Annotated in this window: 12 protein-coding genes; 2 read left to right on the top strand and 10 right to left on the bottom strand. The window is 73.9% G+C overall.

The genetic code is table 11. The features are described 5' to 3' along the window. Positions 1-24 precede the first annotated feature (24 nt). From pheT to infC, 7 genes are all read right to left on the bottom strand, one after another. Positions 25-2,529: a phenylalanine--tRNA ligase subunit beta gene (pheT, locus tag AB0G32_RS20175; protein WP_361164630.1), complete on the bottom strand. Its 2,505-nt coding sequence runs from the start codon at positions 2,527-2,529 to the stop codon at positions 25-27. Next, positions 2,529-3,650, bottom strand: coding sequence for a phenylalanine--tRNA ligase subunit alpha (gene pheS, locus AB0G32_RS20170; RefSeq protein WP_361164627.1), 1,122 nt, complete (start codon positions 3,648-3,650; stop codon positions 2,529-2,531). Before pheS ends, pheT begins: the two co-directional genes overlap by 1 nt. A 161-nt stretch (positions 3,651-3,811) precedes the next feature. Further along, positions 3,812-4,960, bottom strand: a complete 1,149-nt coding sequence (locus AB0G32_RS20165; RefSeq protein ID WP_361164624.1) for an ATP-binding protein — start codon at positions 4,958-4,960, stop codon at positions 3,812-3,814. 50 nt (positions 4,961-5,010) lie between these two features. Further along, complete coding sequence (locus AB0G32_RS20160) at positions 5,011-5,856, bottom strand: RNA methyltransferase (RefSeq protein ID WP_361164621.1); 846 nt, start codon at positions 5,854-5,856, stop codon at positions 5,011-5,013. Between the two features lie 143 nt (positions 5,857-5,999). Next, positions 6,000-6,383 (bottom strand): 50S ribosomal protein L20, encoded by a 384-nt coding sequence (gene rplT / locus AB0G32_RS20155; RefSeq protein WP_055492778.1) that lies wholly within the window; start codon positions 6,381-6,383, stop codon positions 6,000-6,002. 96 nt (positions 6,384-6,479) lie between these two features. After that, positions 6,480-6,674, bottom strand: a complete 195-nt coding sequence (gene rpmI / locus AB0G32_RS20150; RefSeq protein WP_007829094.1) for a 50S ribosomal protein L35 — start codon at positions 6,672-6,674, stop codon at positions 6,480-6,482. Positions 6,675-6,784: 110 nt separating this feature from the next. Continuing rightward, positions 6,785-7,438: a translation initiation factor IF-3 gene (gene infC, locus AB0G32_RS20145; protein WP_361164932.1), complete on the bottom strand. Its 654-nt coding sequence runs from the start codon at positions 7,436-7,438 to the stop codon at positions 6,785-6,787. Between the two features lie 388 nt (positions 7,439-7,826). Here infC and AB0G32_RS20140 point away from each other — a divergent pair, with 388 nt between their 5' ends. Next, positions 7,827-8,192, top strand: a complete 366-nt coding sequence (locus AB0G32_RS20140; RefSeq protein ID WP_361164618.1) for a DUF1844 domain-containing protein — start codon at positions 7,827-7,829, stop codon at positions 8,190-8,192. Here AB0G32_RS20140 and AB0G32_RS20135 read toward each other — a convergent pair. Beyond that, on the bottom strand, positions 8,183-8,977 hold the full coding sequence (locus AB0G32_RS20135; protein ID WP_361164615.1) for an SseB family protein: 795 nt from the start codon (positions 8,975-8,977) through the stop codon (positions 8,183-8,185). The genes AB0G32_RS20140 and AB0G32_RS20135 overlap by 10 nt on opposite strands. Before the next feature lie 128 nt (positions 8,978-9,105). On the opposite strand from AB0G32_RS20135, the gene AB0G32_RS20130 reads away from it, so the two are divergent. Next, positions 9,106-10,059 carry a serine hydrolase gene (locus AB0G32_RS20130; protein WP_361164612.1) on the top strand — a complete coding sequence of 318 codons (954 nt, stop codon included), beginning with the start codon at positions 9,106-9,108 and terminating at the stop codon, positions 10,057-10,059. Here the strand turns inward: AB0G32_RS20130 and mycP are convergent. Then, positions 10,044-11,225, bottom strand: coding sequence for a type VII secretion-associated serine protease mycosin (gene mycP, locus AB0G32_RS20125; protein WP_361164609.1), 1,182 nt, complete (start codon positions 11,223-11,225; stop codon positions 10,044-10,046). The genes AB0G32_RS20130 and mycP overlap by 16 nt on opposite strands. Continuing rightward, on the bottom strand, positions 11,222-12,832 hold a 1,611-nt coding region (locus tag AB0G32_RS20120; protein WP_361164606.1), incomplete at its 5' end, for a hypothetical protein. The genes AB0G32_RS20120 and mycP, both read right to left, overlap by 4 nt.

The raw sequence follows: 12,832 nt of genomic DNA, 5'->3' as shown, positions 1-12,832 counted from the left end.
TGCCCCCGAAGGGGCGCCCGGCGCTCAGCCGCGCAGCACCGCCCCCACCCGGTCGCCCGCGAGGGCCACCGCCGCGTCCCGGGCCGCCGACGCCTCGTCGACCGTCAGCGTCCGGTCCGCCGCCCGGAACCGCAGCGCGTACGCCAGCGACTTCCGCCCCTCGCCGAGCTGCTCCGCGTTGTCGTACACGTCGAACAGCCGGATGGACTCCAGCAGTTCACCCGCGCCGTCCCGCAGCGCCGCCTCGACCTCGGCCGCCGGCACGAACGCGTCGACGACGAGGGCGACGTCCTGGGTGGCGACCGGGAAGGTGGAGATCCCCGGCGCCCGGGGCGTGTCGTCGCCGACCCGCTCCAGGACGTCGAGGTCCAGCTCCATCGCACAGGTACGCGCGGGCAGCCCCAGCGACTTCAGCACTCGCGGGTGCAGCTCGCCGGCGTGCCCGACGACCCGCTCGGTGCCGTCCACGTCCACCACCAGCTCGGCGCAGCGGCCCGGGTGCCAGGGCCCGTACTGGCCCTTGCGGACGACGAGTTCGGCACCCGCCTCGCGGGCGACGGTCCGGGCGGCCTCGACCGCGTCGGCCCAGTCGGCCGGACGGCCCTTGCCCCACCAGCCGGCCTGCTCGCGGGCGCCCGCGAGGACGACGGCGACGTGCCGCGGCTGGTCCGGCAGCGCGGCGTTCAGCGCGGCCAGGTCCTCGTCGCTGGGGCGCCGGTCGACCGGGAGCCGGACGGCGGCCCGCTGGTCGTCGCGCGGCAGGAAGACCAGGCCGGTCTCGTACAGCGCGAGGTCGTGGCTGCCCCGGCCGTCGTTGCGGCGCAGCGCGCCGAGCAGGCCCGGCAGCAGCGTGGTGCGCAGCGCGGGCTCCTCGTCGCTGAGCGGGTTGACCAGCTTGACGACGCGGCGGGCCGGGTCGTCGTCGGCCAGGCCGAGCTGGTCGAAGACCTTCTCGGCGAGGAAGGGGTAGCTCAGCGCCTCGACATAGCCCGCGCCGGCCAGCGCCCGGCCGACCCGGCGGTGCAGCCGCTGCCGGGGGGTCAGGCCGCGCCCGGAGGGCGGCTTGGGCAGCGTGGCGGGCAGGTTCTCGTAGCCCTCCAGCCGGATGACCTCTTCGGCCAGGTCGTTGGGGTCGGTGAGGTCGGGCCGCCAGGACGGCACGGTCACCAGCAGTTCGTCCTGGCCGTAGACGTCGCAGCCGACCTCCTGGAGGCGGCGTACGACGGTCTCGCGGCCGTAGGGGACGCCCGCGACCTTGTCCGGGTGGTCGGCCGGGACGGTGATGGTGCGCGGCGCGTGCGGGGCGCTGATCTCGGTGACGCCGGCCTCGGCAGTGCCGCCGGCGAGCAGCACCAGCAGGTCGACGGTGCGCTGTGCGGCAGCGGCGGCGGCCTGGGGGTCGACACCGCGCTCGAAGCGGCGGGACGCCTCGGAGGAGAGCTTGTGCCGGCGGGCGGTGCGCGCGATGGAGACCGCGTCGAAGTGGGCGGCCTCGATCACCACATCGGTCGTGGCGTTCGCGTCGTCGGCGATCTCGGTGTTGGCGCCGCCCATGACGCCGGCCAGGCCGATCGGGCCCCGGTCGTCGGTGATGACCAGGTCCTCGGCGTGCAGCACCCGCTCGGTGCCGTCGAGCGTGACGATCTTCTCGCCCTCGCCGGCCCGGCGGACGCCGATGGTGCCCTGGACCAGGGACCGGTCGTAGGCGTGCAGCGGCTGGCCCAGTTCCATCATCACGTAGTTGGTGACGTCGACGGCGAGCGAGATCGGGCGCATGCCGACCTTCTGGAGCCGGCGCTGGAGCCAGATCGGGGAGCGCGCCTCGGGGCTGAGGCCGGTCACCGTGCGGGCGGTGAAGCGGTCGCAGCCGGTGGGGTCGGCGATCTTCACCGGGTAGCCGTAGGCGTTCGGCCCGGGTACGTCGAGCAGGGCCGGGTCGCGCAGCGGCAGCCCGTAGGCGATGGCGGTCTCGCGGGCCACGCCGCGGATGGACAGGCAGTCGCCGCGGTTGGCGGTGACGGCGATGTCGAGGACCTCGTCGACCAGTTCGAGCAGCTCGACGGCGTCGCGGCCGGCCTCGGTCTCCGGCGGCAGCACGATGATGCCGTGGCTGCCGTCGTCGCCCATGCCCAGCTCGTCGCCGGAGCAGATCATGCCGTGCGAGACCTTGCCGTAGGTCTTGCGGGCGGCGATCGAGAAGCCGCCGGGCAGGGTGGCGCCGGGCAGCACCACGACGACCTTGTCGCCGACCGCGAAGTTCCGGGCGCCGCAGACGATCTCCTGCGGCTCACCGGTGCCGTTGGCCTGGCCGACGTCGACGGTGCAGAAGCGGATCGGCTTCTTGAAGCCCTCCAGCTCCTCGATGGTCAGCACCTGGCCGACGACGAGCGGGCCCTTGAGGTCGGCGCCGAGGTGGTCGACGGTCTCCACCTCGAGGCCGGCCGAAATCAGCTTGGCCTGCACGTCGCGGCCGGTCTCGGTGGCCGGCAGGTCGACGTACTCCCGCAGCCAGGAAAGCGGGACCCGCATCAGATCTCCATCCCGAACGGCCGGGTGAAACGGACGTCACCCTCGACCATGTCTCGCATGTCTTCGACGTTGTGGCGGAACATCGCCAGGCGCTCGATGCCGAACCCGAAGGCGAAGCCGCTGTACTTCTGCGGGTCCACGCCGCAGGCGGTCAGCACCCGGGGGTTGACCATGCCGCAGCCGCCCAGCTCGATCCAGCCCTCGCTGGAGCAGGTGCGGCAGGGCCGGTCGGGGTTGCCGACGGAGGCGCCCTTGCACACGTAGCAGAGCATGTCCATCTCGGCGCTCGGCTCGGTGAAGGGGAAGAAGTTGGGCCGCAGCCGGGTCTTCATCTCCGCGCCGAACAGCGACTGGACCATGTGGTCCAGGGTGCCCTTGAGGTCCGCCATGGTCAGGCCCTCGTCCACGGCGAGCAGCTCGACCTGGTGGAAGACCGGGGTGTGGGTGGCGTCCAGCTCGTCGGTGCGGTAGACGCGGCCGGGGCAGATCACGTAGACCGGGGTGCCGCGGCCGAGCAGGGAACGGATCTGCACGGGCGAGGTGTGGGTGCGCAGTACGACACCGGACTCCGTGCCGCCCTCGGGACCCCGCACGAAGAAGGTGTCGGCCTCGCCGCGGGCCGGGTGGTCCGGGCCGATGTTCAGCGCGTCGAAGTTGAACCACTCGGCCTCGGCCTCGGGGCCCTCGGCGACCTCGTAGCCCATCGCCGTGAAGATGTCCTCGATGCGCTCGGAGAGCGTGGTGAGCGGGTGCCGGGCGCCGGCCGGTACCCGGTCGTGGGGCAGTGTGACGTCCACCGCCTCCTCGACCAGGACCCGGGTGTCCCGCTCGGCCTCCAGTTCGGCCTGGCGGGCGGCGAGGCCCTTGTTCACGGCACCGCGGGCCTGGCCGACCAGCTTTCCGGCGGCGGCCTTGGCGTGCGGGGGCAGGGCGCCGATCTCCCGGTTGGCCAGCGCCAGCGGCGAGGTGCCGCCGGTGTGGGCGACCTTCGCCTCCTGGAGCGCGTCGAGGGAGCCCGCGGCGGCGAAGGCGGCGAGCGCCTCGTCCCGCATGCGCTCGATCTCTTCCGGTTTCAACGCCTCGACCTCGACCGGGTCGTACGACTTATTCGGTGCCGACATCTCTTCCCGTGCTTCCGATTGTCCCCCAGCTGTCGCTGGGAGTGCCCCTGCTGGCGGTCCCCGTCAACGACTCGTGGACAGAACGTCACGGTTTTGGGACACGAAGGTGCCAAAGGCCGAGTCTAACGGGGTGGTGATGCGCGAAGGTGCCCGCGGGCCGCTCAGGCCAGGTAGGCCGGAGTGCTCACGGGCAACGTAAATCGGAACTCGGCGCCGCCGCGCGGGCCGCGGCCGACGGTGATGGTGCCGCCGTGGGCCTCCACGATGCCCTTGACGATGTAGAGCCCGAGGCCGGTGCCGCCGCGCTTGCTGCCCCGCCAGAAGCGGGTGAAGACGCGGTTCATGGACTCCTCCGGGATGCCGGGCCCCTCGTCGCTCACCGTGACCGACGTACCGGTGTCCTCCCCTTCGCGGGGGGACGGCGCGGGCGTGATGTCAATGGTGACGGTTCCCTCGCCGTGCCGCACGGCATTTTCGATGAGGTTGCTGAGCACCTGGTCGACCTTGTCGGGGTCGGCCCACAGGTCGGGCAGCGGCTGCGCGAGCCGGAGCAGGAACCGGTCGGCGCTCTGCCCGGCGGCGACGTACGCCTGGATGTGCCGGCCGACGGCGGCGCCGATGTCGACGGGCTGGCGGCGCAGCTCAAGGCGTCCGGAGTCGATGCGGGAGATGTCGAGCAGTTCGGCGATGAGCCGGGTGACCCGGTCGGCGTCGGCGTCGACGGTCTCCAGCATCAGCCGCTTCTGGTCGTCGGTGAACCGCTCCCACTTGGCCAGCAGGGTCGCGGTGAAGCCCTTGACGGAGGTGAGCGGGGAGCGCAGTTCGTGGGCGACGGTGGCGATCAGCTCGGCGTGGCTGCGCTCGGTGCGGCGGCGGGCCTCGGTGTCGCGCAGGGTGACGACGACGCGGCTGACCGGGCCGGTGGGGCGGACCCGGACGTACCGGGCGCAGACCAGGACCTCCCGGCCGCCCGGCAGCAGCAGGTTGCGCTCGGGCTGGCGGTTGCGGATGGCGAGGCCGCCGTACGGGTCGGTCAGCTGCCACCAGCGGCGGCCTTCGAGGTCTTCCAGCGGGAGGGCCTTCTCCAGGCTCTCGCCGAGGGCTTCGGCGGCGCGGCGGGCGGTGATGCGCTCGGCGGCGGCGTTGAACCGGATCACCCGTCCGTGCTCGTCGGCGACGACGAGGCCGTCGGGCAGTTCGTCGGGGTCGAGACCGGGTTCCACGGGTGCGCCGGCGGGCTCACCGGGCCGGGACGCGGGCGGGCACCCGGTCTGACGTGCTCCCGGTGCACTGCTCGTGCCGACACCCATCCCCGTACCCCACCTCTCCGCCACGCCGGGGTCCCGAGTGGGTCACCCTACTAGCTCTCGGTGACGGAACGGCACCCTCCGGCGGCACGCTGTGCACGCGCCGACGCGTAGAGACATACGGCGGCGGCGGTCGCGAGGTTCAGACTCTCGGCCCTCCCGTGGATCGGGACCCGTACCACGGCGTCCGTGAGGGCGCGGGTCTCGGCCGGCAGCCCCCAGGCCTCGTTGCCGAACACCCAGGCGGTGGGCCCGCCCATGCTGCCGGCGTCCAGCTCGGCGTCGAGGTCGTCGTCCCCCGCCCCGTCGGCGGCGAGCACCCGCACCCCGGTCTCCCGCAGCCCGGCCACGGCCCGCTCGACGGGGACGCCGACGGCGACCGGCAGGTGGAAGAGCGAGCCGACGGAGGCCCGTACCGCCTTCGGGTTGTACAGGTCGACCGAGGCGTCGGTGAGGACGACGGCCTCGGCACCGGCCGCGTCGGCGCAGCGCAGCACGGTGCCGGCGTTGCCGGGGTCGCGGACGTGGGCGAGGACGGCGATCAGCTTCGGCCGGGCGGCGAGGACGGCGTCGAACGGCGTGTCCACGAACCGGCAGACCCCGACCAGGCCCTGCGGGGTGACGGTGGTGGAGATGTCGGCGATCACCTGCTCGTCGGCGAGGTGCACCCGGGCCCCGGCGGCCCGCGCCCGCCCGACGATGTCGGCATACCGCTCGGCGGCCTCGACGGTGGCGAACAGCTCGGTGAGCGTCTGCCCGAACCCGGCCGCCTCCCGCACCGCCTGCGGCCCCTCGGCCAGAAACAGCCGCTCCTTCGACCGAAAGTTCCGCTTGGCCAGCCGCCGCGCGGCCGAGACACGGGACGAGCGGGGAGAAATCAGCTCAGGAGCAGCAACCATGTCGACTTACCTTCGGCGAGACACCCTAGGGGCGCGGGGAACTGCGCGACCAGCCACGACGCACCCGCGGACACAAACGACAGGGCCCGCAAGCCGAAGCCTGCGGGCCCCTGCACTCACGCCGGCTCAAAGCCAGCGCAGCGTCACGCGGCCTTGGGCGCGTTGACGTCCGCCGGCAGCGCCTTCTGCGCCACCTCGACGAGCGCCGCGAAGGCACCCGCGTCGTTGACCGCCAGCTCGGCGAGGATCTTGCGGTCCACCTCGACGTTGGCGGCCTTCAGGCCCTGGATGAAGCGGTTGTACGTGATGCCGTTGGCGCGGGCAGCGGCGTTGATGCGCTGGATCCACAGCTGGCGGAAGTCACCCTTGCGCTTCTTGCGGTCGTTGTAGTTGTAGACCAGCGAGTGGGTGACCTGCTCCTTGGCCTTGCGGTACAGGCGCGAACGCTGACCGCGGTAGCCGGAGGCCTGCTCGAGGATCGCCCGGCGCTTCTTGTGGGCGTTGACTGCCCGCTTGACGCGTGCCACTTTTTACTCCTTGTAGCGGGGCCGTGGTGGTCGGCACACGGCCCGGTATCGATGGGGTCCCGGTCCAGACGTACGACGCTCAGTGGCGCCCGTACGTCACTTGCCGAGAAGCTTCTTGATCTTCTTGGCGTCGCCCGGGGCCATCTCGGCGTTGCCGGTGAGGCGGCGCGTCAGGCGCGACGACTTGTGCTCGAGCAGGTGGCGCTTGCCGGCGCGCTCGCGGAGCACCTTGCCGGAGCCGGTGACCTTGAAGCGCTTGCTGGCACCGCTGTGCGACTTGTTCTTCGGCATAGCGCCGTTATCTCCTCGTGGGTGGCGCTCCGATGCCCGGTCGTGGAAACCGGGCACGGTGGAGCGTCGCTCGTATGTCGGTTACGTCCTGGGACTCGCGTCCCGGGAGGTCACGCCTCGGCGGATGCCTCGGCCTGGGCCTCCGCGTTGGCGGCGTCGGGGTCCGCGGCGTTCATCGAACGGCCGGGGTTGGCCTTCGCTTCCGCCTTGCGGGCTTCCTGTGCCTGGCGGGCCTCGGCCATCGCCTCGGTCTTCTTCTTGTGCGGACCGAGGACCATGATCATGTTGCGGCCGTCCTGCTTCGGGTTCGACTCGATGAACCCGAGGTCGGCCACGTCCTCCGCGAGCCGCTGGAGCAGTCGGTAGCCGAGCTCCGGCCGGGACTGCTCGCGACCGCGGAACATGATCGTGATCTTGACCTTGTCGCCCTGCTTGAGGAACCGGACGACGTGACCCTTCTTGGTGTCATAGTCGTGCGGGTCGATCTTCGGCCGGAGCTTCATCTCCTTGATGACCGTGTGCGCCTGGTTCTTGCGCGCCTCACGGGCCTTCATGGCCGACTCGTACTTGAACTTCCCGTAGTCCATGAGCTTGCACACGGGCGGACGGGCGTTCGCCGCGACCTCGACGAGGTCGAGGTCGTACTCCTGCGCAAGCTCCAGGGCCTTGGCAAGCGGGACAATCCCGACCTGCTCGCCGCTGGGACCGACAAGTCGCACCTCGGGAACGCGAATCCGGTCGTTGATGCGGGGCTCGGCGCTGATGGATCCTCCTCGGTAGCACCACGCGACCGTCTGGCGGACAGCCGCGTTACGTCTGTGTTCGATAGACCTAACCGCGCCAAGACATGAAAAATGCCCCGGACGATCACAGGCGGGGCTCCTCGAACTGCTACCGGAGCACCGTCGCGATGATCGCGGGGCGCGCTTTCGGGCTGGTCTTCCGTCGTGGGACGGGACCGCCTGACCGGTGACCCGCCGTCCCGGGGGACGGTCAGGTGGGAGTTCGATGGCCTCCACTTGCAGTCGGTCGCGGCGCCCTGAGGCACACGTCTCCGACCGGTCGTTACACAAGGTTAGCAGCTTCGGCGCGGGACGTGCCAACCGAGACCGCGTGGCAGGCCGCCGCCGCGCTGCGCCTATCGTGTGCGGCATGAGTGAGACGCCTGCTGGAACTCCGACGGCACCCGACTTCGACGCCATGACCCGCGACATCGCCGAGGTCCCGGCGGTCGAGGTGATCGTGACGGTCGCCGTGAACCTGATGAGCGCCGCGGCCGTGAAGCTCGGCCTGACGGAGGACGGCGACGCGCACAAGGACCTGGACGAGGCCCGCAAGCTGGTGCACGCGCTGGCCGGGCTGCTGGACGCGAGCGCGACGGAGATCAGCTCGTTCCACGCCGCGCCGCTGCGCGACGGCCTGAAGTCGCTCCAGCTGGCGTTCCGCGAGGCGTCCCTGGTGCCCGACGACCCGGGCCAGGGCCCGGGCGAGAAGTACACCGGCGCGGTCTACGGCTGACCCGGCGCCGTACGGACGTACAAGGGCTCGCCCGGCGGCGTCGCCCCGGCCGGCAGCAGTGCCAGGTCGAGGCCGCGCACCAGGCGGGCCCGCAGTGTCTCGTCGGCCGCCAGGCGTCCGGCGACGGCCCTGGCCGCCTCGGCGGGGGCGGCGGCCGGGTCGAGGACCAGGGCGAGGGTGCCGTCGGCCGCCCCCGGCCCCAGGTGGGCGCTGAGCACGGCGGACTCGGCGGCCACCGCACCCCGGACCGCCGCGACGACGGCGGGGTCGGCGAGCGGATCGGTGCTGGTGCGGCCCTCCGCGAGGGCCAGCAGCGCGGGCCCGGTCAGTTCGAACGGCACGGGTCCGGCCAGGTCGAGCACGACGGTGTCCGCCTTCTCGTGCGCGGCGGCCTGGAGCGCCTGGTGCAGCGGGACGGCGACCGGGCGGGCCGCCGGGTCCCAGCGGGCGAGCGAGTCGGTGCAGGTGAAGGCGGGCAGCGCGGTCCGGCCGCCGGCCTTGAGCGTGGGGACGGCCATGTCGCTGGTCTTCTCGCGGCGCAGCCCGCCCGCCCGTCGCCCGCCACCACCCTTCCAAGGAGCTTCGCCCCCCTCTTGGCTGTCCTCCTCGACCTCGCCGAGCACGGCCACCACCGGGACCAGCAGCCGGGCGCCCTTGAGCGCCCGGAGGACCGGCGCCACAGCGGTGCGGTCCGCGGCCCAGCCGGCCAGCGCCGCGGTCAGCCCGGGGTCGGCGGAGCCGTCGTCGTCGGAGAAGCCGGGGTCGGGAATGTTCTTGTTCGCCACGGTCCCCGACCCTATCGGGGGCCGGGAAACGCCCCCGGCACACCCCTCATGGACTTCTCAGGAATCTATGACGCACATTTAACGTCCGTCATACGGACCCCTCAGCCGCCGCGGCGAGCATCGCGGGCATGGCCTCCTTCAGATCCCGGCTGCTGTACGCGGTCCTCGCCTGCGCCGTCGCCGGCGGCGGTACGGCGGCGGGGGCGGTGTACCTGAACGCGCACGCGGACACGGCCGCCGTATCGTCGCTCGCCGCGGAGTCGACGGCGGCTCCGGAGCCGACGGACGGGGAGGCATCGGTGGCACCTTCGGCGGAGCCCGCGGTGGACCGGGACGCGCTGCTGGCGAAGGCCGTGGCGGCGGTTTCGGTGGCGGACGGCACACAGATGTCGGTGGCGGTGCTGGACCCGGAGACCGGTGAGCGCGCCGTGTACGGCGACGACGCCTTCCCCACCGCGAGCATCGTCAAGGTCGACATCCTGGCGACGCTGCTGCTCCAGGCCCAGGACGCGGGGCGGTCGCTCACCTCGGCGGAGCGCGCGTACGCCACCGCCATGATCGAGAACAGTGACAACGCCTCCGCGACGGCGCTGTGGCGGACGATCGGCGGGGCCGACGGGCTGGACGCCGCGAACGAGCGGTTCGGACTCACGGACACCGCGGGCGGCGACGGCGAGCTGTGGGGGCTGACCACCACCACGGCGGCCGACCAACTGGTCCTGCTCCAGCAGGTGTTCGGGAGTGATGGGGAGCTGACGTCGGCGTCCCGGACGTATCTCCAGGGGCTGATGGGGCAGATAGCGGACGGCCAGGACTGGGGGGTGTCGGCGGCGGGTTCGTCGGCCGAGCTGAAGAACGGCTGGCTGCCGCGCAGTGCGACCGGGCTGTGGGTGATCAACAGCGTCGGGCGGGTGACGGTCGACGGCCACGAACTGCTGGTGGCCGCGCTGTCGCAGGGCAATGCCTCGCAGGCGGCGGGGATCTCGCTGGTCGAAGGGGCGGCGCAGGCGGCGGTGTCGGTGTTCTACGACGGCGGCGCCACGTCCTCCGCCGAGCCGACCCCGGCTCAGAAGTCGTCGTAGCGGGTGCGGCGGCCGCGCCACAGCACCACCGCCGCGACCAGCAGCACACCGCCGGCGCCGCCCGCGAGCGGGGCCACCCAGGCTGAGGCGGAGCCGGCCGGGTCCTCGTCGTCGGGTCCGGCACCGAAGTACTTCTCGCCGTACGCCGCCGGCTTCAGGCTCTGCGCCTTCAGCCGGCCGGCCGCCTCGATCGCGGCGGCCGGGTCGATGAAGCCGTAGCCGCGCGAGTCGTCGCGTCCGTCGGCGGGGGCGTTGTCGGCGGTGTCCTCCAGCAGGCTCTTGATCTGCGCCGGGGTGAGGCCGGGGCGGGCGGCCCGGAGCAGGGCGACGGAGCCGGAGACGAAGGCGGCGGCGGCGCTGGTGCCCCAGCCCTCGTAGTACTGGTGGTCCGGGTCGGCGATGATCACGTCGACGCCGGGGGCGCTGACCGTGGCGTACCAGCGGCGGGTGGAGAAGGAGGCGCGGGTGCCGTAGCGGTCGACGGCGGTCGCGGCGATCACGCCCGGGTAGGCGGCCGGGTAGGAGATGTGGTCGCCCTTCTCGCCGCCGTTGCCGGCCGAGGCGACGACGACCACGTTCTTCTTCAGGGCGTACTGGATGGCCTCGTCCTCGGCGGGCTCGGGATGGGCGGAGGAGGAGTCGTCGCCGAGCGAAAGGTTGATGACGTCGGCGCCGTGGTCGGCGGCCCAGCGGATGCCCTCGGCGAGGGCGCCGCCACGGGTTTTGCGGGCCTTGGCGCGGGCCGGGTCGCCGTCCTCCAGGATGACCCGGACGGGCAGGATCTTCGCCGCGGGGGCGACGCCCATGACGCCGTCCGCGCCGCCGCTGCCGTGTCCGTGGCCGGCGATGATGCCGGCCATGGCGGTGCCGTGCCGGGCCCAGGCGCGGTCGCCGTCCCCGGCGCCGAAGCCGACGAGGTCGGTGCCGGCCAGGACGTTGCCGGCCAGGTCGGGGTGGTCGGCCTCCACGCCGGTGTCGAGGACCGCGACGGTGATGCCGGCGCCCTTGGTGCTCTGCCAGACCTGGTCGAGGTGGAGGGCGTCCAGGGCCCACTGCTTGGCCCGTATGCCGTCGGCGTGCGCGGCGGTGGCGGGCACGAGGGTGAGGGCGGCGGCGAGGAGCACGCCGAGGGCCGCGGTGCGGCGGCGCGGGGACGGGTGGGTCACGAGGGCTGCTCCGGGGCCGGTTCGGCGTTCTTGCGCAGGCGGCGTTCGACGCGGTCGGCGAGGCCCTTCGCCTCGTGGCCGAGGCCCGCCTGCGCGGGGGCCGTGGTGGCGCCGGTCTGCATGGCCGCCGCGGCGGGCTGCGGGTCGTCGACCTCGCGGCCGTCGGCCCAGCCGGCCACGGCGTAGACCACGACCGGGGCGTCGGTGAGGACGGAGACCGTCCAGGAGGCCCGCTGGGCCGCGCCGAAGCCGGCCGCGACGGTGTCCTTCGCGGCGTACGGCAGCGGCATCAGGTCGGTACGCCGGTCCAGGCCCTCCTGGTCGAACCGGGCGGCCAGCGAGGTCATCGCGACGGCGTCGGCCTTGGTGAACAGCAGGCCGACGGTGGTGACGTGGCTGCGGGTGGCGTCGGTGTAGGTGGCGCGCAGCAGGCGGGTGCAGCCGACGGGGGCGAGGGCCTTGCGCAGCAGCGGGTCGAAGGCGTGCCCGCAGCCGCTGTCGGGGGCGACGGCGACCCGGGTCCAGGTGCGGTCGGCGCCGCCGGGGCCGGCGCCCTGGCCCTGCACGGTGGGCGGGAACAGGTCGTCGACCGGCACGCTGTGCCACAGGTCGCCGGCGGTGGTGTAGGCGTCCTGGCGACCGCCGTCCGCGGCGTCGTCCGCGAGCCAGCTGCCGGTGACGGCGCCGGTCAGCAGGCCCGCGCCGAGCACCAGGGAGACGGCCGCGGCGACCAGCTGGGACCGCGGCCGCCGCCCGAGCGGACGGGGCCGGGCCCGCTCGTCGTCGTACCCCTCGGGCTCGCCGAGCGTCACGAAGGGCCGGGCGGTGCCGCCGGGGGCGGCGGGGTGCCAGGCCGGTCCCGGGGCGGGCGGAACGGGCGGGACGGGGCGCAGGCGCCGGGTGGTCTCGGCGGCGTCCTCGGGCTGAGGTACGGGACGCGGTGCCGGACGCGGCGGGCGCGCCGCGGGTTGCGGACCGTCCGGGATCGGCCGCAGCCGCCGGGTCGTCTCCGCCTCTCCCTCGGCGGGGGCGGCGGGCCGGGCCGGCGGTACGGCCGGGCGCGGCGGTGTTCCCGGCGGCACCTCGGCGGGCAGCGGCTGGGCGGTGCCCGGCGGGGTCCCGCCGGGGGCGGCGGCGGGGGGCCGCGGTGGCGGCGGGGTCCCACCGGGCACGGAGACGTGCGGCTCCGGTGCGCGAGGGGCCGGGCGGTCCTGCGCCGGGCGGTCCTGCGGGGGCCGCGTGGCGCCGGCGCCGTTGTCGTGCGGGCGGCGCGTCGTGCCGGCCGCGCTGTCGTACGGACGCCGCGCCGGGAAGCCGGTGTCACGCGGGTCGCGGCCCACTGTCGGCGGGGTGTCCGGGAAGCGGGCGGAGGGCTGCGGCGGGGGCGGCGTGCCGGGGTCGGCGGGGGGCCGCGCGTCCTGGACGGCGCCGGACCGGCGAGGGGCCGCGCCGGAGGGGTGGGAGGCGGCGTCGGGTGGGCCGCCGGCGCGCCGGCCGGCGGGGTCCGGCGGGTGGCCGGTCCGCGGCTCGCCCGGGTCGTCCGCCGCCGACGCCCGCGGGCGGGGCGGTACCCGTCCCGCCGGCGGCCGGGGGGTGAGCGGTGGGGT

Source organism: Streptomyces sp. NPDC023723 (assembly GCF_040639815.1).
Classification (GTDB): domain Bacteria; phylum Actinomycetota; class Actinomycetes; order Streptomycetales; family Streptomycetaceae; genus Streptomyces.
The sequence above is the reverse complement of the archived record's forward strand: the minus strand, read 5'-3'. Positions and strand labels throughout refer to the sequence as shown.